At 53.6% G+C, this 26,279-nt stretch carries 24 protein-coding genes and 1 pseudogene; 12 read left to right on the top strand and 13 right to left on the bottom strand.

The window, feature by feature from the left end:
• Positions 1-86: 86 nt before the first annotated feature.
• The 3 genes and pseudogenes from msrAB to J2T37_RS00295 form a co-directional block, all read left to right on the top strand.
• Positions 87-1,073 (top strand): annotated as a pseudogene (msrAB, locus tag J2T37_RS00305) (bifunctional peptide-methionine (S)-S-oxide reductase MsrA/peptide-methionine (R)-S-oxide reductase MsrB); the annotation flags it as partial.
• Between the two features lie 174 nt (positions 1,074-1,247).
• On the top strand, positions 1,248-1,400 hold the full coding sequence (locus J2T37_RS00300) for a hypothetical protein (protein ID WP_253353191.1): 153 nt from the start codon (positions 1,248-1,250) through the stop codon (positions 1,398-1,400).
• A 24-nt stretch (positions 1,401-1,424) separates the two neighbouring features.
• The gene (locus tag J2T37_RS00295; RefSeq protein WP_253353190.1) at positions 1,425-2,024 is read left to right on the top strand and encodes a hypothetical protein; all 600 of its coding nucleotides are present in this window, start codon (positions 1,425-1,427) and stop codon (positions 2,022-2,024) included.
• 114 nt (positions 2,025-2,138) lie between these two features.
• Here J2T37_RS00295 and J2T37_RS00290 read toward each other — a convergent pair whose 3' ends face one another.
• Together J2T37_RS00290 and J2T37_RS00285 are read right to left on the bottom strand one after the other, a co-directional pair.
• Complete coding sequence (locus tag J2T37_RS00290; RefSeq protein WP_253353189.1) at positions 2,139-3,164, bottom strand: sulfate ABC transporter substrate-binding protein; 1,026 nt, start codon at positions 3,162-3,164, stop codon at positions 2,139-2,141.
• A gap of 177 nt (positions 3,165-3,341) precedes the next feature.
• Positions 3,342-4,643, bottom strand: coding sequence for a valine--pyruvate transaminase (locus J2T37_RS00285; protein ID WP_253353188.1), 1,302 nt, complete (start codon positions 4,641-4,643; stop codon positions 3,342-3,344).
• Positions 4,644-4,714: 71 nt separating this feature from the next.
• Here J2T37_RS00285 and J2T37_RS00280 point away from each other — a divergent pair, with 71 nt between their 5' ends.
• On the top strand, positions 4,715-5,098 hold the full coding sequence (locus J2T37_RS00280; RefSeq protein ID WP_253353187.1) for a hypothetical protein: 384 nt from the start codon (positions 4,715-4,717) through the stop codon (positions 5,096-5,098).
• Between the two features lie 162 nt (positions 5,099-5,260).
• Here the strand turns inward: J2T37_RS00280 and J2T37_RS00275 are convergent, their stop codons facing one another.
• The 6 genes from J2T37_RS00275 to dnaE all read right to left on the bottom strand — a co-directional run bounded on the left by J2T37_RS00275 (position 5,261) and on the right by dnaE (position 15,486).
• Positions 5,261-6,772: a catalase gene (locus J2T37_RS00275; protein WP_253353186.1), complete on the bottom strand. Its 1,512-nt coding sequence runs from the start codon at positions 6,770-6,772 to the stop codon at positions 5,261-5,263.
• Between the two features lie 712 nt (positions 6,773-7,484).
• Positions 7,485-9,875 (bottom strand): DNA topoisomerase (ATP-hydrolyzing) subunit B, encoded by a 2,391-nt coding sequence (gene gyrB / locus J2T37_RS00270; protein WP_253353185.1) that lies wholly within the window; start codon positions 9,873-9,875, stop codon positions 7,485-7,487.
• 178 nt (positions 9,876-10,053) lie between these two features.
• Positions 10,054-10,761: an LrgB family protein gene (locus J2T37_RS00265; protein ID WP_253353184.1), complete on the bottom strand. Its 708-nt coding sequence runs from the start codon at positions 10,759-10,761 to the stop codon at positions 10,054-10,056.
• A 9-nt stretch (positions 10,762-10,770) separates the two neighbouring features.
• Positions 10,771-11,163 carry a CidA/LrgA family protein gene (locus J2T37_RS00260; protein ID WP_253353292.1) on the bottom strand — a complete coding sequence of 131 codons (393 nt, stop codon included), beginning with the start codon at positions 11,161-11,163 and terminating at the stop codon, positions 10,771-10,773.
• Between the two features lie 272 nt (positions 11,164-11,435).
• Positions 11,436-11,951, bottom strand: a complete 516-nt coding sequence (locus J2T37_RS00255) for a gluconokinase (protein ID WP_253353183.1) — start codon at positions 11,949-11,951, stop codon at positions 11,436-11,438.
• A 100-nt stretch (positions 11,952-12,051) separates the two neighbouring features.
• Positions 12,052-15,486, bottom strand: coding sequence for a DNA polymerase III subunit alpha (gene dnaE, locus J2T37_RS00250; RefSeq protein ID WP_253353182.1), 3,435 nt, complete (start codon positions 15,484-15,486; stop codon positions 12,052-12,054).
• Positions 15,487-15,613: 127 nt separating this feature from the next.
• Between dnaE and J2T37_RS00245 the strand changes: the two genes are divergently transcribed.
• From J2T37_RS00245 to J2T37_RS00230, 4 genes are all read left to right on the top strand, one after another.
• On the top strand, positions 15,614-15,847 hold the full coding sequence (locus J2T37_RS00245; RefSeq protein WP_253353181.1) for an RNA-binding S4 domain-containing protein: 234 nt from the start codon (positions 15,614-15,616) through the stop codon (positions 15,845-15,847).
• On the top strand, positions 15,825-16,022 hold the full coding sequence (locus J2T37_RS00240) for a hypothetical protein (protein WP_253353180.1): 198 nt from the start codon (positions 15,825-15,827) through the stop codon (positions 16,020-16,022). Before J2T37_RS00245 ends, J2T37_RS00240 begins: the two co-directional genes overlap by 23 nt.
• Before the next feature lie 97 nt (positions 16,023-16,119).
• Entirely contained in the window at positions 16,120-16,959 is an 840-nt protein-coding gene (locus J2T37_RS00235; protein WP_253353291.1) for a PHP domain-containing protein, read from the top strand.
• A 67-nt stretch (positions 16,960-17,026) separates the two neighbouring features.
• Positions 17,027-18,130: an anhydro-N-acetylmuramic acid kinase gene (locus J2T37_RS00230; protein WP_253353179.1), complete on the top strand. Its 1,104-nt coding sequence runs from the start codon at positions 17,027-17,029 to the stop codon at positions 18,128-18,130.
• 687 nt (positions 18,131-18,817) lie between these two features.
• Here J2T37_RS00230 and J2T37_RS00225 read toward each other — a convergent pair.
• From J2T37_RS00225 to J2T37_RS00210, 3 genes are all read right to left on the bottom strand, one after another.
• Positions 18,818-19,093, bottom strand: coding sequence for a hypothetical protein (locus J2T37_RS00225; RefSeq protein ID WP_253353178.1), 276 nt, complete (start codon positions 19,091-19,093; stop codon positions 18,818-18,820).
• Complete coding sequence (locus J2T37_RS11505) at positions 19,056-19,499, bottom strand: pilin (protein WP_301286320.1); 444 nt, start codon at positions 19,497-19,499, stop codon at positions 19,056-19,058. The genes J2T37_RS00225 and J2T37_RS11505 overlap by 38 nt, the downstream gene beginning before the upstream one ends.
• A gap of 119 nt (positions 19,500-19,618) precedes the next feature.
• A complete protein-coding gene (locus J2T37_RS00210; protein ID WP_253353177.1) occupies positions 19,619-20,086 on the bottom strand; it encodes a pilin in 468 nt (155 codons plus the stop codon).
• Between the two features lie 475 nt (positions 20,087-20,561).
• On the opposite strand from J2T37_RS00210, the gene J2T37_RS00205 reads away from it, so the two are divergent.
• Positions 20,562-20,840, top strand: a complete 279-nt coding sequence (locus tag J2T37_RS00205) for a type II toxin-antitoxin system RelE/ParE family toxin (RefSeq protein WP_253353176.1) — start codon at positions 20,562-20,564, stop codon at positions 20,838-20,840.
• Positions 20,841-20,850: 10 nt separating this feature from the next.
• A complete protein-coding gene (locus J2T37_RS00200) occupies positions 20,851-21,147 on the top strand; it encodes a HigA family addiction module antitoxin (protein WP_253353175.1) in 297 nt (98 codons plus the stop codon).
• Between the two features lie 125 nt (positions 21,148-21,272).
• Here J2T37_RS00200 and aroG read toward each other — a convergent pair whose 3' ends face one another.
• A complete protein-coding gene (gene aroG, locus J2T37_RS00195; RefSeq protein WP_253353174.1) occupies positions 21,273-22,322 on the bottom strand; it encodes a 3-deoxy-7-phosphoheptulonate synthase AroG in 1,050 nt (349 codons plus the stop codon).
• Positions 22,323-22,814: 492 nt separating this feature from the next.
• Between aroG and gap the strand changes: the two genes are divergently transcribed.
• A complete protein-coding gene (gene gap / locus J2T37_RS00190; protein WP_253353173.1) occupies positions 22,815-23,846 on the top strand; it encodes a type I glyceraldehyde-3-phosphate dehydrogenase in 1,032 nt (343 codons plus the stop codon).
• Between the two features lie 176 nt (positions 23,847-24,022).
• Positions 24,023-24,352, top strand: coding sequence for a hypothetical protein (locus tag J2T37_RS00185; protein ID WP_253353172.1), 330 nt, complete (start codon positions 24,023-24,025; stop codon positions 24,350-24,352).
• 133 nt (positions 24,353-24,485) lie between these two features.
• On the opposite strand, the gene J2T37_RS00180 is transcribed toward J2T37_RS00185, so the two are convergent.
• Positions 24,486-26,171 (bottom strand): phospho-sugar mutase, encoded by a 1,686-nt coding sequence (locus J2T37_RS00180; RefSeq protein WP_253353171.1) that lies wholly within the window; start codon positions 26,169-26,171, stop codon positions 24,486-24,488.
• Between the last annotated feature and the right edge of the window lie 108 nt (positions 26,172-26,279).

The raw sequence follows: 26,279 nt of genomic DNA, 5'->3' as shown, positions 1-26,279 counted from the left end.
GCCTTTCAGACGGCGTAAATGGGAATAACTGCGATTGTAAAGCCAATAGAAATTTTAGGAAACAGGCTTTATATTTAAGAGCTGATAAACTGCATAAAGCAATAAGAGGAAAAAACATGACACACACCATCTATCTGGCCGGCGGCTGCTTTTGGGGCGTGGAAGCCTACTTCCGCCGCATTAGCGGCGTCATCTCCGCCGTATCCGGCTATGCCAACGGCCGCACCGCCCACCCCTCTTACGAAGACGTGTGCCGCCGCCATACTGGTCACGCCGAAACCGTGGCCGTGACCTTCGATGATGACAAAATCAGCTTGAACAACATCCTGCGCCACTACTTCCGCCTGATTGACCCGACCGTGCGCAACCGTCAGGGCAACGACATCGGCGAACAATACCGCACCGGCATTTACTACACCGCCCCCGCCGACGCGCCCGTCATTACCGCTGCGCTGGAAAATTTACAGCAGCAATACGACCGCCCGATTGTGGTGGAAAACCAAGCCCTGCAACATTTCTACCCCGCCGAAGATTATCATCAGGATTATTTGGGCAAAAACCCCGGCGGCTACTGCCACATCGATTTGCGCTTGGCCAAGCAGCCACTAGACGCGCCCGCACCGCGCACGTACACAAGGCCGTCTGAAAACGAAATCCGCGCCCGCCTTACGCCCGAGCAGTATTATGTAACGCAAGAAAACGGCACGGAACACCCGTTTTCCCACCCTTACGACCACCAATTCAAACCCGGCATTTACGTTGACATTGTCAGCGGCGAGCCGCTGTTCAGCTCCGCCGACAAATTCGATTCCGGCTGCGGCTGGCCGAGCTTCTCGCGCCCGATTGCACGCGAACACGTCACCGCCCGCGAAGACACCAGCCACGGCATGCGCCGCGTGGAAGTGCGCAGTGCCGCCGCCGACTCGCACTTGGGTCACGTCTTCCCCGACGGCCCGAAAGAACTCGGCGGACTGCGCTTCTGCATCAACGGGGCGAGTTTGCGCTTTATCCCGCTGGACAAAATGGACGAAGAGGGTTACGGCGATTGGAAAGATTTGGTCGAGGCCGTCTGAAAAATCATGCAACCGCGCAGGTTGGGATGAAATCCCAGCGGAAACTCCAACCATACCCGAAGTCTCAGGCAGATTCTCCCCCTACTTGGCAAACCCCTTGATTTCATGCTAAAAACAAGGCCGTCTGAAACAATTTTCAGACAGCCTTTAACAATACAACAAAGAGAGAAAACGATGAAACTGCAACACTGCCTTGCCCTTACCCTACTCGCTGTTTCCCTGCCGCTGGCGGCTGAAGTAAACGAAGAAACGCGGGCGTATTATCGCCAACAGGCCGACATCGTCAAACCGCATTTACCGAAGCAGGTAACAGGATTCATGACATAGGAAAATGCCCGGTTTAAAAATGATGTGTGGTCGGTTACCTTCCGTCTGCATGGTCTGACTAAAAGCCAAATACCCGGCACAATCGAGGGCGGGAGAAACGGCTCGCGGCAGGAATACTACCTAAAAGTATGCAAATCCGATGCACCCTTACAGCCCGTTGAATGGCAGCTTATTACCTACCACGAATTCTCCGCCAAACCCGACATCCTCATTTTGCGCCCGCAAGATTGCCAAAGTGAAGCAGCGCAAGCCGCCATCAAGCGGGGCAATGCGCATTTTGCCAGCACCATGCTGGATGAAGATACCCGCTTGGATTACGGCGAGGTTTTGCCCGATAACACTGTTCGGTATCAATATACGCTGGTTAAGCAGGATTTTTCCAAAATTCCGCCCGAGGCTTTGCCTGCCCTCAATGCCAAAATACACGCCCTGCTCAAAAGAACCGTCTGTTCGCCCGACGGTGGCCTGCCTTACGGCATCAAATCCTTCCGTGCCGTTTACCAAGACAAAAACGGCCTTACCCTGCCAACTGTTGAAATATTACCGGTGGATTGCGTAAAAGATACGACCAAACCATCCGAAACGCCGTCTGAAAAAATCCGCTTTAAAAAGCCGCGTGCTTAGTCTGATTCCGTCAGTTGGGATAAAATTCCGACTGCTGCTACCCGTCGACGGATAAACACGGCAAAGGCCGTCTGAAAAATCAAATTTTCAGACGGCCTTTTGCTATCCAAGCCCTTATGTCTTATAAATTTTGTCAAACACGCCGTTGTCGCCGAAGAAACGCGGTTGTGCAGTTTGCCAGCCGCCGAAGTCGCCGTCGATGGTGACCAGTTTCAACTCGGGGAACTGCGCTTTAAATTCCGCCGCCACTTCCTTGTCGCTCGGGCGGTAGTAGTTTTTGGCAATAATGCGCTGCGCCTCTTTGCCGTACAAGCCTTGCAGATAGGCCGTCGCCACGTCGCGCGTGCCTTTTTCATCAACCACGGTGTCCACCACTGCTACCGGCGGTTCGCACAAGATGGAAATGCTCGGCGTGATGATTTCAAATTTGTCCGGATTTTCCTTCATCGCCAGATAAGCCTCGTTTTCCCACGCCAGCAATACATCGCCCAAGCCGCGTTCGGTAAACGAAATGGTGGAGGCGCGTGCGCCCGCGTCCATCACCGGCACGCGTTTGTACAATTCGCCGACAAACTGTTCCGCCGCCGCGTCGCCGCCCTGCTGCTGCGCGTATGCCCAAGCCGCGAGGAAATTCCAGCGCGCACCGCCGGAGGTTTTCGGGTTGGGCGTAATCACCTGCGTATCGCCTTTGACCAAATCGCCCCAGTCATGGATGTTTTTCGGATTGCCTTTGCGCACCAAAAAGACGATGGTCGAGGTGTAGGGCGTGCTGTTATCCGGCAGGGCTTTTTGCCAGTCGGGGTTAACCAGCCTTTTATTGTTGTTGAGCGCATTGATGTCCTGCGCCAGCGCCAGCGTCACCACATCGGCTTTGAGGCCGTTTTGCACGGTCAGCGACTGCTTGCCCGAGCCGCCGTTGGACTGCTTGATTTCCACGCTTTGACCGGTTTTTTCCTGCCATTGTTTTTGGAACAGCGGGTTGTATTCACGGTAAAGTGCGCGTGTCGGATCGTAGGAGACGTTGAGAATCGACACGCTTTCAGCCTTGCCGTTTTTCGTGTCGCCCGCGCCGCCCGACTGCCCGCACGCGGCCAGCAGCGCCGCCGCCGTTACCGCTGCCAAAAGTGATTTAATGCCCATGATGTTCCTTTAATGATATAAATTTTGAATACGGGCAATATAGCAAAAGGCAATCGGCGGCAGAAATACTGTTTGTTTATTTGGATATAACGAAAAGACCGTCTGAAAAGATAAAATTTTCAGACGGCCTTGCGGATATTCCATAAGCGTTGGGTGTGTGCGGAACGCACGCGGTTTTCAGACGGCCTTACCCTGCGCGTCATACAGTCCGCGCACGACTTCGCCGATATCGGCAATGCCTTTTGCCAGCGTGTCGGCGTTTTGCGCAATGCTCATGCGGATACACTCGTGGGCGTGGGGATAGTCGGCAATGTCCACGCCGACAAAGAAATGTTCGCCCGGGATAATCAGCGTGCCTTTTTCTTTGAGCATTTGATACAGCATTTGCGAGCTGACCGGCAAGCCTTCAAACCACAACCACAGGAAAATCGCGCCCTCGGGCTTGTGGATGTGCAGCGGATAGCCGGCAAATTCCCCTTGCAGCAGCGACACCGCCAGCTCTACCTGCTGTTGATAAAACGGCCGGATGACCGTATCGGCCAATGTTTTCAGACGGCCGTCTTCCAATAAAGGCACGGCAACGGCGGCGCCGAAACGGGTCGGCGCCAGGTTCACAATCGCGTTCAGCGAGGAGACCGCCTTCACCACCTCGGGCGCGGCCACCACAATCCCCGTGCGCACCCCCGGCAGGCCGATTTTGGAGAGGCTGAAGCAGAGGATGATATTTTCATGCCACGTCAGCGTGGTGTCGCTGTAAATAATATTCGGAAACGGCATGCCGTAGGCGTTGTCGATAATCAGCGGAATGCCGTGCGCTTGGGCGATTTTATCGAGGTGCGCCATTTCTTCGTCGGTCAAGACATTGCCGGTAGGATTGGTCGGGCGCGAGCAGCAAATCGCGCCGATTTTGCCCGCCTTGAGCTCGGGCAGGTTTTCCAGCGCGGCGAAATCCACGCGGTATTTGAAAAAACCGCTTTGGCCGTTGTGTTCCACCGCCTCAATCTGCGGTTTGACCAAAATAAAGTGCTGCCCTTCGATATGCACGTCGGCATAACCGATATACTCGGGCGCGAGCGGCAGCAGGATGGCTTTGTCGGTATCGAGGCCGTCTGAAGTGTATTTGCCGCCGAAGAGGTTGAATAAATAGAAAAAAGCGTTTTGCGAACCATTGGTGAGGGCGATATTTTCCGCCGTCAAACCCCAGCCGTATTCGCGGTTAAAAAACGCCACCAGCGCGGCAATCAGCTTGGCATCGCCCTGCGGCGTGGAATAATTGCCGATGTTTTCCACCGCATTCTCCGCCGCCATCTGCGCGAACACTTCGGCAAACACCTCGTTCACCGCCGCTATCCGCGCCGGATTGCCGCCGCCGAGCATGTTCACCGGCTTATCGCTGTTCAGCGCGTTGCCCAAATCGTCCATCAGCTGCAAAATACCGCTGTGCTGTGTGAATTTTTGGCCGAAATTTGAAAATTGCATGACATGCTCCCCAAAATCAAAATCATGGCATGATATTATACGCAGCTTCCCTTCCAATACCCAAAACCATCATGCAAATCCATAAAACGCTGGCCGAAATCACCGCCATGTTGGAAAAGCAAAGCGGCAAAACCGTTGCGCTGACCCAAACCGCGCCGGATAACATCCGTGCCCGCTATCTCGTCAACATTGATCTGACCCTCACCGGCCACGGCGACGACACACTGCAATTTTCCTATGCCCTCGGCTGGGGCGCGTCGCTCTTAGCCAAAAGCGCGGCGGGCATTTTCGGCGACATCCGCACCAAAAAGCTCTCGCTCGACACCCGCGCCCAAACCCTGCAAATCAACCTTGCCGTGTTCGGCGAATTTAAAAGCGTGTTGAAAACCCACCGCATTACAGCGGCGCAGATTGCGGATAATGCCTTAATGGTTGAATTAGCGCCTAAATCTTAAATGATCCAGCATAAAAAGGCCGTCTGAAACGGTGTTAAACAGAAATCTTCGATTCCGTTTTAACACCGTTTCAGACGGCCTTTATCTATTTATTATGCTATTTTTGCTTACGGGTTTGGCTGCCGACGGTTTGCGCCAGCAGTTCGCCCAAATCCAGCCACATCACAGCAGCCCGCCCTGACCCATTGCCGGATCGGTGGCGCGGGCGGCTTGCGCGTCGGCCACGGTCATGCCCAGCGCTTTGGCGACGCCTTCGCCGTAAGCCGGATCGCAAGCGTAGCAGTTGCGGATATGGCGATATTTGATGAAATCCAAAGCGTCGCCCATCGCCGCAGCGGTGTTGCTGAACAAGACTTGTTTCTGACAGTCGCTCATCAGATTAAACAACGCGCGCGGCTGGCTGAAATAATCGGCATCGTCTTCGCGGAAGTTCCAATGCGCGGCGTCGCCGTTGATTTTCAAAGGCGGCTCGGCGTATTGCGGCTGCTCCTGCCATTGGCCGAAGCTGTTGGGCTCGTAGTGCGGCAGGCTGCCGTAGTTGCCGTCCACGCGGCCTTGTCCGTCGCGGGCGTTACTGAATACGAGGCAGCGCGGCGCGTTCACCGGAATTTGGTGGAAGTTCGCACCCAAGCGGTAGCGTTGCGCGTCGGCATAGTTAAACAGGCGCGCCTGCAACATTTTGTCCGGCGACACGCCGATACCCGGCACCAGATTGCTCGGCGCAAAAGCGGATTGCTCCACGTCGGCGAAGAAGTTGTCCGGATTACGGTTGAGCTCGAATTCGCCCACTTCAATCAGCGGATAATCGCCTTTCGGCCACACTTTGGTCAAATCAAACAGATGATACGGCACTTTCTCGGCGTCGGCTTCGGGCATGATTTGCACATACATCGTCCATTTCGGGAAATCGCCGCGCTCGATGGCTTCATACAAATCGCGCTGATGGCTTTCGCGGTCGTTGGCGATGATGGCGGCGGCCTCTTCGTTGGTCAGGTTTTTAATGCCCTGCTGGGTGCGGAAATGGAATTTCACCCAAAAGCGTTCGCCCTCGTGATTCCAAAAGCTGTACGTATGGCTGCCGAAACCGTGCATATGGCGGTAGCTGGCGGGAATGCCGCGATCGCTCATCACCACGGTCACTTGGTGGAAAGCTTCCGGCAGCAGCGTCCAAAAATCCCAGTTGTTCGTCGCGCTGCGCAGGTTGGTGCGCGGATCGCGTTTTACCGCTTTGTTTAAATCAGGAAACTTACGCGGGTCGCGCAGGAAAAATACCGGCGTATTGTTGCCGACCATGTCCCAGTTGCCCTCTTCGGTATAAAACTTGAGGGCGAAACCACGGATGTCGCGCTCGGCATCGGCTGCACCGCGCTCGCCCGCCACGGTGGTAAAGCGGGCGAACATTTCGGTTTTTTTGCCCACTTCGCTGAAAATCGCGGCGCGGGTGTATTTTGTGATATCGTGGGTCACGGTAAACGTACCGAATGCGCCGCTGCCTTTGGCGTGCATACGGCGCTCGGGAATCACTTCGCGGGCGAAGTGGCCGAGTTTTTCGTGCAGCCACACGTCTTGCGCCAACAGCGGCCCTCGCGAGCCGGCAGTCATGGAGTTTTGGTTATCGACAACGGGCGCGCCGTTGGGACGGGTCAGATGGGTAACGGGACATTTTTGGCTCATGGTTTGTGTTCCTTTTGCTTGGGGTGGTCGGGTGGTGGCGAACCGCTTATTGATAATCCGCAATCTGGCGGAAAGCGTATTCGTAGCCGGTTTCTTGGCAATTTATTTCTTCAATGCTCATGCGCTTCTCCTTTGCTTCAAACTATGAAATGCATGATACTTTAAAATTTTGGCTATTAAAGCTATGAAACCGATTTCATTTAGCTATTTTGAATTAAAGATTAATTTTTGATAGCCATTTGTTAAAATGCCGTCTGAAATTTGACATTCAGACGGCATGGATGAACATCGTTCATACCATAAGCCACGAAGGTTGGGATACAGTCGTTCAAACCTACTCTGCTTTATCTAACTTACGTGAGTTCTGGATAAGCGTTTTAAATATTTTTATTATTTTCAGAATCATAAGATATCTCGGTAGACAGAAAATCGCCAGATTTTCGTCATTCCCGCGCAGGCGGGAATCCAGACGTTTGAGCTTCTGATACTTTAAAAACATTACAGAAATACCGGGCTTCTGGATTCCCGCCTGCGCGGGAATGACGAATCCTCGCGGATTCTGTCTGCCGGAAGAAACACGTTTCTGAAATTTAAAAAGATATTCTATCTGCTTATACCGAACTCACGTTAACTTATAAAAAAACAAAAATGCCGTCTGAAAAAATCTCATTTTTCAGACGGCATTTCGCCATGCATTTAATTAAGAAAACGCTTACGCATCAATATTCTGCGCCACTAGCGCATTGTTTTCGATAAAGGCGCGGCGCGGTTCGACTTCGTCGCCCATCAGGGTCACGAATACTTCGTCGGCGGCAATCGCGTCTTCGATTTTCACTTTCAGCAAGCGGCGCACGTTCGGATCCATGGTGGTTTCCCACAGCTGCTCGGGGTTCATCTCGCCCAAGCCTTTGTAGCGCTGGATGCTCATGCCTTTTTGCGCGGCAGCCATCAGGATATCGAGCGCTTCGGCAAAGCTGCCGACCGGCTGCTCGGTTTCGCCTTTGACCAACACGGCATTATCCCCCATCAGGCCTTTGAGCGCGGCGGCGGTTTGGCTGATGATTTGGTAGGACTTGCTGTTAAGGAACTTCGGCTCGATGTAGCTCACCATCACATTGCCGTGCAGCTTGCGGGTGATTTTGATGAAATGGCCGCCTTCGTGACCTTCCACGCGCTCCAGCGCCACTTCTTTTTCGTCCAGCAAGGCAGACAGCTCGGCAATCGCTTTGTCGGTGCTTTCGGTGGTGGACAAATCCACCGGCGCGGCATACAGCATGGCGTTCAACACCAAATCGTCAATCACGCGGCTCTCTTGCGCAATCACGGCGCGCGCGTGCAGGAATTGATTGGCGACTTTTGCCAACGCCTCGCCTTCGAGGGTTTGGCCGTCTGAAACGATTTTGGCCTTGTCAATCGCCAAGCTCAACAGCCATTCGTCCTTCTCTTCCTCGTCTTGCAGATAGCGCTCCTGCTTGCCGTATTTGGCTTTGTAAAGCGGCGGCTGCGCGATGTAGATGTAGCCGCGCTCGACCAGCTCGGGCATTTGACGGTAGAAGAAGGTCAAAAGCAGCGTGCGGATGTGCGCACCGTCCACGTCGGCATCGGTCATGATGATGATGCGGTGGTAACGCAGTTTCTCCGGATTAAACTCTTCCTTGCCAATCCCCGCACCCAGCGCGGTAATCAGTGTGGCGACTTCTTGGCTGGCAAGCATTTTTTCAAAACGCGCTTTTTCCACGTTCAAAATCTTACCTTTGAGCGGCAAAATCGCTTGGAATTTGCGGTCGCGGCCTTGCTTGGCCGAACCACCGGCGGAGTCGCCCTCCACCAGATACAATTCAGACAGCGCCGGATCTTTTTCCTGACAGTCGGCCAGTTTGCCCGGCAGACCCAAACCGTCCATTACCCCTTTGCGGCGGGTCAGCTCACGCGCCTTACGCGCGGCTTCGCGGGCGCGGGCGGCCTCGACGATTTTGCCGGTGATGATTTTGGCTTCGGTGGGGTTTTCTTCCAAAAATTCGCTCAAGGCCTGACCGATGACTTCACTTACCACCGGGCCGATTTCGCTGGATACCAGTTTTTCTTTGGTTTGCGAAGAGAATTTCGGGTCGGGCAGTTTTACCGACAATACGCAGGTCAAACCCTCGCGCATGTCGTCGCCACCGGTATCGACTTTGGCTTTTTTCGCCACTTCGTTGGCTTCGATGTAGCTGTTAATCGTGCGCGTCATCACTTGGCGCAGCGCGGTCAGGTGCGAACCGCCGTCGCGCTGCGGGATATTGTTGGTAAAGCATTGCACGGATTCCTGATAGCTGTCGTTCCACTGCATTGCCACTTCCACGCCCATGCCGTCTTTTTCGCCGTTGGCATAGAAGATTTTTTCATGCAGCGGCGTTTTTTTGCGGTTCATGTATTGCACAAAACCGGCCACGCCGCCCGACAGCGCGAAGCTCTCGTGACGACCGTTGCGCTCGTCGGTCAATTCGATATCCACGCCGTTGTTGAGGAAAGACAATTCGCGGATACGCTTAGCCAGCACATCAAAGCTGTAATCAATCTCGCCGAAAGTTTCGGTGCTGGCCAAAAAGCGCACGGTCGTGCCTTTTTTGTTGGTATCGCCGACCACCGCCAGCGGTTTTTCCGCTGCGCCGTTAACAAATTTGACAAAATGCTCCTTGCCGTCGCGGTAAATCGTCAGCGTCACCCAGTCGGAAAGCGCATTGACCACCGACACGCCCACACCGTGCAGGCCGCCGGAGATTTTGTAGTTGTTGTTATCAAACTTACCGCCCGCATGCAGAATGGTCATAATCACTTCCGCCGCCGAAATGCCCTCTTTCGGGTGGATGCCGGTGGGCATGCCGCGCCCGTTGTCGGACACGCTGACGGAATTGTCGGCATGGATAATTACGCGGATTTTGTCGCAATAACCGGCCAATGCCTCGTCGATGGCGTTGTCCAATACTTCAAACACCATATGGTGCAGGCCGCTGCCGTCCTGCGTATCGCCGATATACATACCCGGGCGTTTGCGTACCGCCTCCAGGCCTTCGAGCACCTGAATGCTGTCTGCGCCGTATTCTTCGTGTTTTTGGTCGGTCATAATCGTCTTTTCTTTGAAACTTTAAGGGGATAGGCCGTCTGAACCCATGCGCTTGGATACCCGCGCAAGCAAACGGCAAATAACGTCAAATTATACCTGATTTTGCGGTAAATTTCAGCTAAAAGGCCGTCTGAAAACGCAATTCCGCGTTTTCAGACGGCCTTTTATGCCAAAGCGTTTACCAGCCGAAGGCGTGCATCATCCACACCACCAAATGCACCATACTCGGCCCGGCCACCACCATAAATAGACCGGCCAGAATCATGGTCAGCCCAGCCATCACGCCCTCGGTTTCGTTGCGTTGGTTGGCGCGGGATGTACCGAAGCCGTGGGCGGCATTACCGAAGGCCACGCCGTTGGCAACGTGAAAGCGCACGCGGCTTACCGCCAAAAACAAATCGCCGAAAATCATGCCGATAAAGCCGGTGATGATGGTAAAGAGCGACACCAGCGCGGTCGAGCCATGTATCGAACCGGCCAGCACCACCGCAAACGGCGTGGATACCGAACGCGCCATCAGGCTGTTGGTGACTTCGTCGCTGAAATGAAACCAGTGCGCCATGACAAACGCGCTGCTCACGCCGACAAACATGCCCACGGCAATGGAGATGGCCAACACCGGCAGCTGGCGCAGAATCACTTGGCGGTTTTCATAAATCGGCACGGCAAACGCCACCGTAACCGGCGTGAGCAAAAAGACAATGCCTTTGGTGTAGAGATGGTAGGTATCGTAGGAAATGCCCAGCCACAACATCAGCGCGATGGTACTCACCGACACCGTGACCACCGGCGAAAAAATCATCAGCGGCTTGCGCTTATGCAGCTTGCGGCCGAAATAGTAAGCGAGGCACGTCCATATCAGGCAGGCTAAAGCGGTGTAATCCATCATGCGCTCCTAGGAATGGTATTTTTTGTAGAGGCGGCGTTTCCAGCGGTAACACATATTCATCGTTACCGCCGTGCTAATCATCACCAACGCCGTGCCCACCGCTATCGTCAGCAGCAGCTTCCAACCGTCGGAGAGCAGCAAATCCTTATACTGCAACACCGACACCATAATCGGGATAAAGAAAAACACCAGCTCGCCCAACACCCATTTCACGCCGCGTTCCACCATACCGAGCTTAATCACGCCGCCTGCCAGCAGCGCCAGCATCACAAACAACCCCAATACGCCCGAAGACACCGGCAGGTGTAAAGTGCGGCAGACCACATCCGACACCCACCACACCAAGCCGATAATCGCCAACTGCGCGGCAATGCGCAACGCGCCGACCAAACCGTCCATCACATCAAAATCCGAATATAAACATATGAATGAAATGAATTATACTGCGGTTTGCGGCTACAACCCACTACACGTAAAAGGCCGTCTGAAATGCGTTTTAGACGGCCTTTTATCATCGAATCTATAAAACTAAGGTAAATTGAATCCCGTTCAAAGCAGGTGTAGGTTGGGTTGTAAACCCAACATTTACCTAAACTTCCGTTGGGATTTCATCCCAACCTACGCAGTTTGGTTTTTTTACTTATTTCACTATATTTTTAAAACAATCCCGTTCAAAGCAGCTGTTCCGCCCGTATCCAATCCGCTATCGCGGCGGTCTGTTTTTCCGGTGAATCGTCGGTGCGCAGCGTCAAGCCATATTCGTCCGCCGCCAAAGTTTCCAATGCCGCCAGTTGCGAATCGAGCATATCCGCTTTCATAAAATGCCACTGCCGCACCTGCAAGCGTTGGCGGTTGAGGTCAACGGGCGGATTCAGGTGGATAAAAACCACCCGCCCCGCCGCTTCCCGCAGCGTATCGCGGTAACGCCGTTTCAGCGCCGAGCAGGTAACAACGGTACACGCCGCGCCCGCAAACGTCTGCACCGTCATCCAATCACGCAACGCCGCCAGCCACGGGGCGCGGTCTTCATCGCCCAACGGGATGCCTGCCGCCATTTTGTCGCGGTTGGCACGGCTGTGAAAATCGTCGCCCTCGGCAAACGGGCAGGCCAACTGCTGTTGCAGCAGCCGCGCCACGGTGGATTTGCCGCAGCCGCTGACGCCCATGATGATGAAATGCGTGGTCATAATCTTATCCTGTTGCTTTTGCGTATGCCGTTTTTCAGACGGCCTCGGTATCAAAAAAAGGCCGTCTGAAAACAGATGTATGTTCAGACGGCCTTTATCCCTACCAATTTACCCTAACCGCCCGATTACCGAGCAAATCTTCCAATTCGTGAAACAGCCCGGCATGGGCTTTAATACGCCATTTCGGGGCGACCCGCAAAGCGCCGCTGGCTTTGGCGTTGCTGTATGTCATAAGCAGCGGAATGACCGCGCCGTCGCCTTCATATTCGGTTTGCAGCAGCTGCACCAGCTTGGCGATGTCGTGTTCCGGCCGCAGGGCGAGGCTGAGGCTGCGGGCGTAGCGTTCGCGCGCGGTTTGCAGGGTCATCACGTGGTTGGCCATAATCCGCAAACCGTCGCCGCCACCGTAATCGTCGCGGCTGACTTTGGCCTCGACAATCAAGACTTGGTCGGCTTTCAATATCGGGGCGCAGTTTTCCAACGTTTGCCCGCTGATTAAAATTTCCACCTGTCCGCTTTGGTCTTCCAACGTGACAAAAGCGATTTTGCCGCGCTTGCCCATCATGGTGCGCACGGCGGTGCAGAAACCGGCCACACGCGTGCTGTCCTGCGGTTTCAGACGGCTGAGTTTCACCGGCGCAAACTGGCGCACTTCGCCTGCATACGGGCCAAACGGGTGGCCGGAAAGGTAAAAACCGATGACGGTTTTTTCTTCCGCCAGCTTTTCCGATTCGCTCCACATCGGCGCGTCAATGAGTTTCACCGGTTCGAGCGCGTCTTCCATCAGGTCAAACAGCCCGCCCTGATTGGCGTTGGCGGCTTTTTGCTCGGCGTTGTCCATCGCCAAATCAATGTTGGCCAGCAGCATGGCGCGGTTGGGCTCTATGCTGTCAAACGCCCCGCCGCGAATCAGCGCTTCCAACGTGCGGCGGTTCATATGCTCTTTGCCGACGCGCTCGCAAAAATCCAGCAGGCCGGTAAACTTGCCGCCCGCCGCACGCGCCGCCACAATGGATTCCACCGCCGCTTCGCCCGTGCCTTTAATCGCGCCGAGCGCATAGCGGATACGGTGCTGCTTGTCGGGGGTGAAACGGTAATCCGATTCGTTGACATCGGGCGGTAAAAACTCAATGCCGTTGGCGCGGCAGTCGTCGTAAAAATGCTTGAGCTGGTCGGTGTTATCCAGCTCGCTCGACATGGTCGCCGCCATAAATTCGGCGGTGTAATGCGCTTTGAGCCAGGCCGTCTGATAGGAAATCAGGGCGTAGGCGGCGGCATGGGATTTGTTGAAACCGTAGCCGGCGAATTTTTCCATGTAGTTGAAAATTTCATCGGATTTTTCGCGCGAAATGCCTTGCTTGGCGGCACCTTCGGCAAAAATCTCGCGGTGTTTCACCATCTCCTCGGGCTTTTTCTTACCCATCGCGCGGCGCAGCAAATCCGCGCCGCCGAGCGAGTAACCGCCGATGACCTGCGCCGCCTGCATGACCTGCTCTTGGTACACCATAATGCCGTAGGTCGGCTCAAGTACATCCTTCAACAGCGGGTGGATGTATTCAAACTGCCCGCCCTTCATGCGCATGACGAAGTCGGGGATGTTGTCCATCGGGCCGGGGCGGTACAGCGACACAAACGCAATCAGCTCTTCAAACTTGGTGGTGTGCGCCGTTTTCAGCATTTTTTTCATGCCGGTCGATTCAAACTGGAACACAGCGGTGGTGTTGGCGTCGCGGAAAATCTGATAGGCGGCTTGGTCGTCGAGCGGGATTTTGTTGACATCGACAATGTCGCCGGTGGTGTTTTTGATGTTGTTCTGCGCCATTTCGATAATGGTCAGGTTGCGCAAGCCCAAAAAGTCGAATTTCACCAAACCGACGTCTTCCACGTCGCCCTTGTCATACATCGACACCGGCGAAGCGGATTCGTCGGCCTGATACACCGGGCTGAAATCGGAAATTTTGCCCGGCGCAATCAACACACCGCCCGCATGCATGCCCAAGCCGCGCGTCAAATCCTCCAGCTTTTTCGCCAGCGTAATCAGCTCTTCCGCTTCTTCTTCCGCAATCAGTTCGCCGATTTGCGGCTCTGCCTCCATTGCCTTTTCCAAACTCAGCGGCTTGTTGGCTTCCAGCGGAATCAGTTTGGACAATTTGTCGCACAAGCCGAACGGCAGCTCCAACACACGCCCCACATCGCGAATCACCGCTTTAGACGACATCGTGCCGAAGGTCACAATCTGGCTCACCGCGTCCGCGCCGTATTTTTCGCGCACATATTCAATCACGCGCCCACGGTTGGCTTGGCAGAAGTCCACGTCAAAGTCAGGCATAGACACACGCTCCGGGTTCAAAAAGCGTTCAAACAGCAGCGCGTATTTCAGCGGGTCGAGGTCGGTAATTTTCAGCGAATACGCCACCAACGAGCCCGCACCCGAGCCGCGCCCCGGCCCGACCGGACAGCCGTGGCCTTTAGCCCAGTTGATAAAGTCTTGTACGATAAGGAAATAGCCCGGAAAACCCATCTGAATGATAATCCCCAGCTCGAAATCCAAACGCGCCTGATATTCGGGCATTTTTTCTGCGCGTTCGGCCTCGTCGGGGTAAAGCTGCACCATGCGCTCCTGCAAGCCTTCATTCGCCAGCGCGGTCAGATAGTCGTCCAAACTCATGCCGTCGGGCGTGGGGAACTGCGGCAGGAAGTTTTTGCCCAGCGTAATATGCAGATTACAGCGTTTGGCGATTTCTACGGTATTTTCCAGCGCTTCGGGAATATCCGCGAAACGCTCCAGCATGGTTTCGGGCGAAATAAAATACTGGCTGGGCGCAAATTCGCGCGGTCGTTTTTTATCCGTCAACACCCAGCCGCCGGCAATGCACACCCGCGCTTCGTGCGCCTGAAAATCGTCGCTGCTCATAAATTGGGCGGGATGGGTCGCCACCACCGGCAGGCCGAGTTCCTCGGCCAATTTCACGCTGCCGCTGACTGCCGCTTCCCATTCGGGGCGCTCGGGCAGGCGTTGCAGCTCCAGATAAAACACATTCGGAAACCACGCCGCGTATTTTTCGGCGGCGGCGCGGGCGGTGTCTTCATGACCGTTGAGCAAATTCACGCCCACTTCGCCGTAATGCGCCCCGCTCACGCAAATCAGGCCGCTGTTGTCGCCTTCCGCCAGCCAGCTTTGGCGCAGCTCGGCGTGGTCTTTATTGCGGTCTGCGCCGACATAGGCAGCGGTCAGCAATTCGCTCAAGCGCAGATAGCCTTTGTCGTTGCGGATAATCAGCATGGCGCGGAAAGGCTTGTCGGGCGCGGCGGGGTTTTCAATCCACACGTCCGCCCCGCCGATGGGCTTAATCCCCGCGCCACGGCAGGCTTTGTAAAATTTCACCAAGCCGAACTCGTTCATCAGGTCGCTCACGCCCAGCGCGGGCAGGCCGTATTCCTGCGCCTTTTTCACTGCCTGCTTAATGCGCATCATGCCGTCGGTAATCGAAAATTCGGTGTGCAGGCGTAAGGGGATGTAGGTCGGTTCGGTCATGGCGGTATTTTGTCCACAAGAAAAACAAAGAAACGTATTGTAACATTCAGGCCGTCTGAAAACAGCGGGATTTTTCAGACGGCCTGCGCTAAAATGGCGGCAGTTATCCCTTTTTGAAAGCCCCTCTATGGAAGCCACCGTTTATCTCGAAGACAACGAATACATCGCCCTGTGCGACTTATTGAAGCTGGCCGGTCTCGCCGAAAGCGGCGGGCAGGCCAAAGCCTTTATCGCCGAAGGCTTGGTGTTGCGCAACGGCGCGGTGGAAACCCGCAAAACCGCCAAAATACGCGGCGGCGAGGTCATCGAATTTGACGGTGCGACTTTGGAAATTGCCGATGGTTACGATCCCGAAAGCTGAAGCCGAAGCCCTGCTGGGCGAAGCGCTGCTTGCCGAACCCGTGCGCCCCGAAAGCTGGGAATGCTGCGGCAGTGACTGCGGCGAAGTGTGTATCCAAACGCTGTATTGGGCGGAAAAAGCCCGATACGACGCGCAGCAGAAGCGTTTGCAGGAATTAATTAAACCATTTGAGTAGGTTGGTTGCAAACCCGACATTGCCCTGCATGATGGTTTCCACACCGATACGACAAACATTATCGTTGGGTTTGCAACCCGACCGACACCCACACACCATGATAGACCTCCACTGCCATTCCACCGTTTCAGACGGCATGTTGACCCCCGCCGAAGTCGTGCGGCTGGCCAAACAAAACGGCTGCACCCTGCTCGCCCTCACCGACCACGACCACACCGGCGGCATAGCCGAGGCGCGTGCCGAAGCCGACGTGCTCGGCCTGACCCTGATTAACGGCGCGGAAATTTCCGTTACCTGGCGCGGGCGCACCATCCATGTCGTCGGCTTGGATTTTGACGAACAGAATAAAACGCTGCAAACCCTGCTCGCCCGAGTTCGCCAAGGCCGTCTGAAAAGGCTGGAAGCCATCGCCGCCAAGCTGGAGAAAAAAGGCATATCCGGCGCGTATGAAGGCGCACTCGCGCTGGCGGCCAACCCCGAAATGGTCAGCCGCACCCACATCGCCGAATTTCTGATTCACGGCGGCCATGTGCGCAACAAGCAGCAGGCGTTTACCAAATACTTGGGCGACGGCAAATCCTGCGCCATCAAACACGAATGGGCAGATTTGGCCGAATGCGTCGCCGCCGTCAACGGCGCGGGCGGCCTGGCCGTTATCGCCCATCCCATGCGCTACGGCCTGTCGGCCACTGCCAAGCGCAACCTGTTTGAAGAATTTAAAGCCCTCGGCGGCGCGGGGATTGAAGTGCACAGCGGCAACTGCAACAAAAACGACCGCCTCAATTACGCCCTGCTCGCCGAACGCTACAGCCTGCTCGCCAGCGCCGGCAGCGATTTCCACCGCCTCAACGACTTTAGCGGCGGTATCTTGGGCGCCTGCCCCGAATTGCCGGAAAACTGCAAGCCGGTGTGGGAACGGTTTAAACAGGCCGTCTGAAACCATTTCCCGCCGCCCGCCGCCCCGCGTTACAATACGCCTTTTCCCTATCCGAAACACCCAACCCATGTCCCACCAATACTATATCGGCCTGATGTCCGGCACCAGCATGGACGGCGCCGACGCCGTTTTGATTCAAATGCAGGGTGCGCAATGGCAGGCCGCGCTTGCCCACAGCTTCGTCCCTTTTTCAGACGGCCTGCGCCACGAATTATTGGCGCTGCAAGACATCGGCAGCAACGAATTACACCGCAGCATTATGCTCGGCCAAACCCTCAGCCGTCTGTATGCCCAAGCCGTGAAACAACTGTTGCAGCAGCAAAATCTGCCGCCTGAAGCCATTACCGCCATCGGCTGCCACGGCCAAACCGTGCGCCATGCGCCGGAACACGGTTACAGCGTGCAGCTGGCCGATTTGCCGCTGCTGGCCGAGTTGACCGGCATTTTTACCGTCGGCGATTTCCGCAGCCGCGATTTGGCGGCGGGCGGGCAAGGTGCGCCCTTAGTGCCCGCCTTTCATGAAGCCCTGTTTCGCCACTCCGCCGAAACCCGCGTGGTCTTAAACATCGGCGGCATTGCCAACATCAGCGTTTTACCGCCCGACGCCCCCGCTTTCGGTTTCGACACCGGCCCCGGCAATATGCTGATGGACGCTTGGGTACAACATATCTGGCAGCAGGCTTACGACCGCAACGGCGCTAAAGCCGCGCAAGGCCGCGTGTTGCCCGAACTTTTGGCCAAGCTGCTCGACCATCCCTATTTCGCCCGCTCCTATCCGAAAAGCACCGGCCGAGAATTGTTTTCCCTCGACTGGCTGCAAGGCCGTCTGAACGGCAGCGAAGCCCCCGCCGATGTCTTACAAACCCTGCTGCGCTACACCGCGCAAACCATTTGCGACGCCACCTTGCAAGCCGCGCCCGATGTGCGCCATATCTACGTCTGCGGCGGCGGCATTCAAAACGCCGCCCTGATGCAGGCGCTCGAACACCTGTTTGCGCCGCAAAATATTGTCCTGCACAGCACCGCCGCCCTCAATCTCGACCCGCAGCAAGTCGAAGCCGCCGCCTTCGCCTGGCTCGCCGCCTGCTGGGTCAACCGCCGACCCAGCACCCCCCACCACGCCACCGGCGCACGCCACCCATGTATTTTAGGGGCGGGGCATTATGCATGACGTATAAAAATAGGTAACGTAAGTTCGGGATAAGCAATTCAAATATATTTATTATTTTCAGAATAGTATGTAGTTCAGCAGACAGAAAATCGCTAGATTTTCGTCATTAGCTGCGCGGGGGTAGCGTAGCGGACTTGCGCAGCTAATGACGAATCCTTACGGATTCTGTCTGCTTAATCAAAATACATTTTTGAAATTTAAAAAGATATTCTATCTGCTTATCCCGAACTCACGTTAGGTAATCAATCAGATAACATCAAAAAGGCCGTCTGAAAAGTAAACGCGTAGGGTGATGCCTTGCGCACCGTTTTTGCCGACCGCTTACCCGTTTATCTGGTGCGCACAGTACACCCTATGGTTTATATATCGGCTTGTTTGGCGTTTCAGCGACCTGCCCCTCCCCCGTGGGGGAGGGCTGGGGAGAGGGCTAAACATCGACGGTTAGGCAATGCTTCCTTATAGTGAAATGAATGAGAAACCAAACCGGCAGCACGGGGTAGGTTGGGTTGTAAACCCAATATTTACCAAAGTGTTCGTTGGGATTTCATCCCAACCTACGCAGTTTGATTTTTTACTTATTGCACCATAGTTCCAACCATTTTGTCCTCTCTCTAACTCTCCCCCACGGGGGGGAGAGGACAGATTGCAGTTGCTACACACAAATAAAAAAAGAGGCCGTCCAAAAATTCAGACGGCCCTGCGTTTTCCATAATGTGTTTTCTTTTTTAAGCCGGGCTTTCGATAGCCCTGTTCTGGGATTTGGTTTGGCGTGTTCTTTTTGCACCCGACTGCCGCAGCGTTGGCGGCAGGTTTCCCCGGATATTGTGTTTCAGCCCGAATGTGGTTTAGGTATGCCGCGGCTTTCATGCCGCTGTTGCTTGTATTTTCCGCGTAATCTGTTTGTTTTTTACCGGTCTGGCCGGTTTTAGTTGCTTTTGCACGATACAGGTAAGAAGTATTCATCTACCGTACCGCTGCACGACCAAACGGTGCTACCGCCATCGGTGCCTGCAAAGCTGGGCGTAAGGTAAATTTCTTCGCCCTGAATCGGTTTGGCGGCATCGTTGCCGATTTGCGCCACAATAGTGCCGTCGGTTTCCACGCTGACGATTTCAACATAGTGTCCGGCGTTGGTTTTGGAGGCTACGGTTACGGAAATCGGCAAGCTGCCGGTAGCGGCATAAGCCTCTTCCACTTCCGCTTTCATGCTGGCGGCCAGCATAATGCCTTCGGCTACTTGCGCCCGCGCCACATAGTTTTGATATGCGGGCAGCGCCACCACCGCCAAAATCCCCACAATGGCGATGACAATCATCAATTCAAGCATGGTAAACCCCTTTCCCTGCCTGACAAATGCGTTCCCCTGCATTATCTTAGCCCCCCTAATTGTGAACGGTTTTATTGATTTAGCATACGAAAACCGTTTTGAAAAGCGGGAGAGGCTTTCTCCCGCTTTTCTCTCTTCAACTGTAATCAATTGCCTGATAATTAAGAACCAGTGGTAGTGGTTGTTGTAGAAGAGTCACGGCAAGAAGAAGGCAGGAATTTGCTATCCACGCCATCAGTAGTAGGCGCAGCACAAGTCCAAGTAAAGGAACCATCTTCTGCTTTAGGTGTTAAAGCAACAGTTTTACCTTGAACATCTGCATTGGTATCAGAAGAAGCCATAGTCGCAGTAATTACACCATTCGCACCTACCACAACGCTTTGAACATACTTACCAGTAATGGTAGAAGCGATACCTGCCTCATCATTAGAAGTCGGGAAAGTACCGTGGTCAGCATAGTATTCAACAACTGCTGATTTTTGACCTTCCATCAAAGTCACGGCTTCAGAAACTTGCGCACGGCCGGTGTAGTCTTGGTAAGCCGGCAGCGCGATAACCGCCAAAATACCCACGATGGCAATTACGATCATCAACTCGATCAGCGTAAAACCTTTTTGCATTGCTTTCATTTAATAAACTCCAGTTTAAATATTTAGAATGTGAATAATATGTTTTTATAAAAATCCGTAATGTGTTTGGCGCTGTATCTATGAGTAAAACTACAAGAAGAAGGAATATACAGCTTCCGCCTCGACCGCTGCGTTACCGCTTAGTTTTGCCGGACAAGAGACATCAAGCAATACACGTGCCAAATTCAAAATTTATTTCTAATTTTTATTTAATGATTTGATTTTTAAAAAGATAAAAATTAAGCATTATTCATATTATTGCGAGCTATTCTTAAATAGAGGGTTAGGCCGTCTGAATATCTGCCAATTTTCAGCAGTTTGCGATTGCCGCTGTCATGCCTTTATCTGCCTTTTTCTGTCAGATGACATTATTTGTCACTAATAGTGTCATTATTCTAATTGTTGCAATCAACCACTATCTTTTTAACCTCTATTAACGCTTGACGTTAATAACGTATTACGTTACTATTTTCGCATGATTACTGATTTTTCCTGCAAAGATACCAAGGCTTTGTTTCAAGGCATACGAGTCAAGCGCTTTGCCAATATTGAGCGGGTTGCACTGCGCAAATTGCAGCAACTCCACGCCGCTGCAAGTCTGGATTTCTTGCGCGTCCCGCCCGGCAACCGCCTTGAAGCGCTCAGCGGCGATCAGCAAGGCCAATACAGCATTCGCATTAACGACCAATGGCGTATCTGTTTTATTTGGCAAAACGGCCATGCTGCCCATGTTGAAATTACGGATTACCATTAAGGAGATGTATATGATGAATACACGAGAAGTTCCCCTTATCCACCCCGGCGAGATTTTGCTTGAAGACTGGCTGATTCCGCTGGGTATCAGCCAATATGCGCTTGCCAAAGCCATCGGCGTGCCGCCGCGCCGGATTAATGAGATTGTGAAAGGCAAACGTGCGATTACTGCGGATACCGCTTTGCGCTTGGCGGCTTTTTTCAATACCGACGCGCAAAGCTGGCTGAATCTGCAAAGCCATTACAATGCGGAACAAACCCGCGCGGTGATTGCGGAGGAATTAAGCCATATCCATGCTTTTGCCTAAATGGCTTGCTCATATAAGAAAGGCCGTCTGAATTGATTTTCAGACGGCCTTGATTTGTGTAGATTGGGTTGCAAACCCAACATGATTTGAATTTCTTGTTGGGTTTTATCCCAATCTACGCGGTTTTATTCGGCTACGCGGATGCGGTTGGCTTCGGCCAGCAATGCCAGCATGGTTTCGGTATCGTCCCAGCCGATACAGGCGTCGGTAATGCTTTGGCCGTACACTTTCGGCTCGTCTTGGCGGCCTTCGACCAAGTGGCTTTCGACCATTACACCCATGATGGCTTGTTCGCCATCTTTGAGCTGTTGCGCGACATCTTGGGCAACTTCCATTTGGCGTTTATAGTCTTTGCGGCTGTTGGCATGGCTGAAGTCAATCATGACTTTCGGGGTGTAGCCGGCTTTTTCCAGCTGGGCGGCGGCGGCTTGGACGTGTTCGCTGCTGTAATTGGGCTCTTTGCCGCCGCGCAGGATAACGTGGCAGTCGGGATTACCGCTGGTATGCACGATGGCGGAATGGCCGGTTTTGGTGACGGATAAGAAGTGGTGCGGATGATTGGCCGCGCCGATGGCATCAATGGCGATTTTCAGATTGCCGTCGGTACCGTTTTTAAATCCTACCGGGCAGGATAAGCCGCTGGAGAGTTCGCGGTGTACCTGGCTTTCGGTGGTGCGCGCTCCGATGGCGCCCCATGAAATCAGGTCGGCGAAGTATTGCGGGGTAATCATGTCGAGAAACTCGGTCGAAGCGGGCATGCCCATGTTGTTCAACGCCAGCAGCAGGCGGCGGGCTTGGCGCAGGCCGAAGTTGATGTCGAAGGATTCGTCTAAATGCGGATCGTTAATCAGCCCTTTCCAGCCGACTGTGGTGCGCGGTTTTTCAAAATACACGCGCATAACAATCAGCAGCTCTTTTTCGTATTTTTTGCGCAGCGGCAATAAGCGCTCGGCGTATTCCAGCGCGGCTTTGGGGTCGTGTACGGAACACGGGCCGATGACCACCAGCAGGCGGTTGTCGCGGCCGTGTACCAAATCGGCGATTTCTTGGCGAGTTTGGTGCACCAGCTCGGAAGCCTGCTCGGTAATCGGCAATTCGTAAAGATGGGCAATCGGCGGCAGCAGCTCGGTAACGGCTTTAATGCGGACGTCGTCGGTTTGATAGGGAGCGTTCATGTGTGGCCTTTCGGATATTGGTATCTTTTGAAGGTATCGTTTGGTAACAGGTTATCGCCTTTACACTGTTTTAACAAGCGTAAAAACATATTCAAAGCAATTTTATTTCAAAAATCTTTATTTTTTATTTTTTATAGATTTTAAATTCTGATATTTTTTATATTATGAAATTTTAATGCTTAATTAAAAATTAATAAAAGCAGTATTCAGACGGCCTCGCTGAGAAAGCAGCTTATATTGTTGCAATATGTAACTTATAAATAGCTTCTTTATTTAATTTTGATAGCTTTAAGCAATTATTAATTTTTCTCCATTTTATTTTATCATTTTGATTAGATTGTATTTATTTTAAAAACGAAAGCAGCCTTTCTAATTTCTTATCCTAATAATTATCCAATATTAATAAAATATTAATTACATTAGACTACAATTCTGCTATAATCGCCCCCGTTTCACCCACCACCCAATCACAATATACAGAAGAGGAACATCATGGGCATTAAAGTTGCAATCAATGGTTACGGCCGTATCGGTCGTCAGGTATTACGCGCGATTTACGATTACGGCTTGGAAAACCGGCTGGAAATTGTGGCGGTCAACGCCAGCGGCAGTTTGGAAACCAATGCCCATTTAACCAAATTCGACACCATCCACGGCCGCTTTCAGGCCGATGTGCAGCATGACGCGACCCATCTGATTATCAACGGCAAAAAAATCCCGTTTTTCTCTACCCGTAATCCGGCCGAGCTGCCGTGGCGCGATTTGGGCGTGGATTTAGTAATGGAATGCACCGGCGCGTTTACCAGCAAATCCAAAGCGCAAGTTCATTTGGAAGCGGGCGCGAAAAAGGTATTGATTTCCGCGCCGGGCGAGGCGGATGTGGACGCAACGGTGGTTTATGGTGTCAACGACGACATTATTACCGATGGCATGACGGTGATTTCCAACGCCTCCTGCACCACCAACTGCCTGTCGCCCGTTGCCAAAGTTTTGCATGAAAACATCGGTATCGTAAAAGGCGCGATGACGACGATTCACGCGCTGACCAACGACCAAACCGTAACCGACGTGCGCCACAAAGACTTGCGCCGCGCACGCAGCGGCGTAGAAAACATGATTCCAACCAAAACCGGCGCGGCCAAGGCGGTGGGCGTGGTATTGCCGGAATTGAAAGGTAAGCTCGACGGCTTGGCTATCCGTGTGCCGACAGTGAATGTTTCCCTTGTGGATTTGAGCTTTGTCGCGGCGCGGGAGACTTCGGTGGAAGAAATCAACGCGCTGATGAAAGCGGCGGCGGAAACAGGCCGTCTGAAAGGGGTATTGGGCTACAACAACCTGCCTTTGGTGTCGATGGATTTTAATCACACCAGCCAAGCCAGCCATTTTGATGCAACGCTGACAAAAGTGACCGACGGCAATATGGTGAAGGTGTTTGCCTGGTATGACAACGAATGGGGCTTTAGCTGCCAGATGTTGAATACGGCGCAGCGGATGTTCGGGCTGGAAGTCGCGCCGTTGGCGTAAATACTACTAACCGTTTTCGGGGAAAACGAGGCAGAAAACCGCATGCGGGTCATAGACCTGCATGCGGCTGCTTTTTTTGTTTTTCCGCAGTAATCGGCCTATAATCTTTTTCAGACAGCCTTGAACGTATATTCGAAAATCAGCAAGGCCGTCTGAAAAAATACAGGCCGCTTATCATGATGCTGAATATCGTCAACCAACTGCCCGTGCGCGTGTGCCCGATAGACCGCGACCGCGCCGATTATGCCATTTCAAAAAACCGCTTGGGCGATTACTTCGTGCGCAATCCGAACGCGTTTGCCTCGGCCATGCACCCCGAATACACCGCCCGCACGGTCAAGCTCGCCGCCCACGCCTGCGGCCTGTGGTTTGCCGAATGGGAGAATCCTGAAAATCATCATACGATATTGGTGGTGGCGAATAAGGATGTTATGCCGTTTGCGGCCATGTTCCGCAAGGCGTTGCAGAGCGATTTGGTGATGGCGGCTTTGCAGCGCAACAGTTGAGATGTAGGGTGGGTTTTAACCCACCAATACCCAATGTCACACAATTGGTGGGTTAAAACCACCCTACGAAAATGCCGTCTGAAAAATATTTTTCAGACGGCATTGCTTATTTCGCAATCCAATCAAAGCGCAATCAGCAATCCTGTTTGCCATAGGTTTCCGAACGCAATACTTCGCGCACATCGGCCTCAAATTGCGCCAACACCTCTTCCGCTTGCGCGGCGGTGTCGCCTTTGACATCCAGATACACTTTCACTTTCGGCTCGGTACCCGACGGGCGCACAATCAAGCGGCTGCCGTTGTCGAAGTAGTACACCAGAATATTGTTCGGCTCGTCGCCTTCCATATAATCCTTGCTGCGGACAACGGCATGGCCGCCGATGTTTTGAATCGGGGTGGCACGCAGCGAGTCGGTGAATTTGCCCAAATCAGCCAATTCTTGCGCACGGATGGAAATCTGGCCGCTGGCATACGCGCCGAATTCTCGAGCGAAATCTTCGATATATCCGGCGATGGTTTTACCCTGCGCTTTCAAAGTGCGCACCAAATCGAGGAACACCACGGCGGCGGAAATGCCGTCTTTATCGCTGACTTTTTGCGGATCGACCAGATAGCCCAGTGATTCTTCGTAGCCGTAAATCAGATTCGGCACTTTGGCGATGTATTTGAAACCGGTGAGGGTTTCGGCGCTGTCGAGGCCGTAGCGTTCGGCCACGGAAGCCAGCGCGGGCGAGGATACTACCGAGCAGGCGAATGTGCCTTTTTTACCGGCTTTTTGCGCCGCTTCGCCCAAGAAACAGGCCAGCAGCAGGCCGACGGTATTGCCGGTAAGCGGTTTCCAGTTGCCCTCGCTGTCGGGAATGGCCACGGCGAAACGGTCGGCATCGGGGTCGTTGGCGATGATAAATTCGGCGTTTTGTTCTTTTGCCAATTTAATCGCCAAATCCAACGCGCCTTTTTCTTCGGGATTGGGGAAGGCGACGGTCGGGAAAGCGGCATCCGGCTCAGCCTGCTCTTTCACAATGTGCGGCAGCGGCAGATTGGCGGCGGTCAGCGTTTTTACCAATACTTCTTTGCCCACGCCGTGCAGCGCGGTATAAACATAGTTCAGCTCGCAAGCGGGTGCATGTGCCAAGCCTTTGGTGGCATCGACATAAGCGGTCACGATTTCTTCGCCCAACACGGTGTAATCATTGCTGCGCGGCAAATCGGCAACGCTGCCTTCGGCGGCGATGTCGATTTGTTTGGCGATTTCAATATCGGCAGGGGAAACGATTTGGCCGCCGCCGTGCTGTTTGCCCAGATACACTTTATAGCCGTTGTCCTGCGCGGGGTTGTGGCTGGCGGTCACCATCACGCCGGCGGTGGTGTCGTGGTGGTGGATGGCATAGGCCAACACGGGGGTGGGCATTTCGCGCGGCAGCAGCAGCGCTTTCACGCCCGCACCCGCCATGATTTCGGCGGTGTCCTGCGCGAAGATTTTGGAATTTTTACGGCCGTCGTAACCAATCACTACGGAAGGATTGCTGTCGTTGGCTTTCAGATAAGCGGCCAAGCCCGCTGCGGCCTGCAACACCAGCACGCGGTTCATCCCCATCGGGCCTGCCTGCAATTTGCCGCGCAATCCGGCCGTACCAAACTGCAAACGGCCGGAAAAACGCTCGGCCAAAGCGTCTTCCGCGCCTTCTTTGCCCTCTTTGGCACGGGCAATCATGTTAATCAGCTCAACGCTGGTTTCAATGTCAGGGTCTTGCTCCAGCCACGCGGTGGCTTGTTCGTAAAGGGTAGTCATGGAAATGGTTTGTTGGTGGAGGGACATAAAACTTCCTTTATCAATAAATGGAAAGTGATGAATAGAATCAGACAAGCTGATTATATAATTGAACAATTTAAAAACCAACTGCGCCCGGGTGCGATTTGCCTACTC

This window comes from Neisseria perflava (assembly GCF_024170405.1).
GTDB classification, from domain to species: domain Bacteria; phylum Pseudomonadota; class Gammaproteobacteria; order Burkholderiales; family Neisseriaceae; genus Neisseria; species Neisseria perflava_B.
Note: the sequence above shows the minus strand (reverse complement) of the source record. Positions and strands in the feature narration are given on the sequence as shown.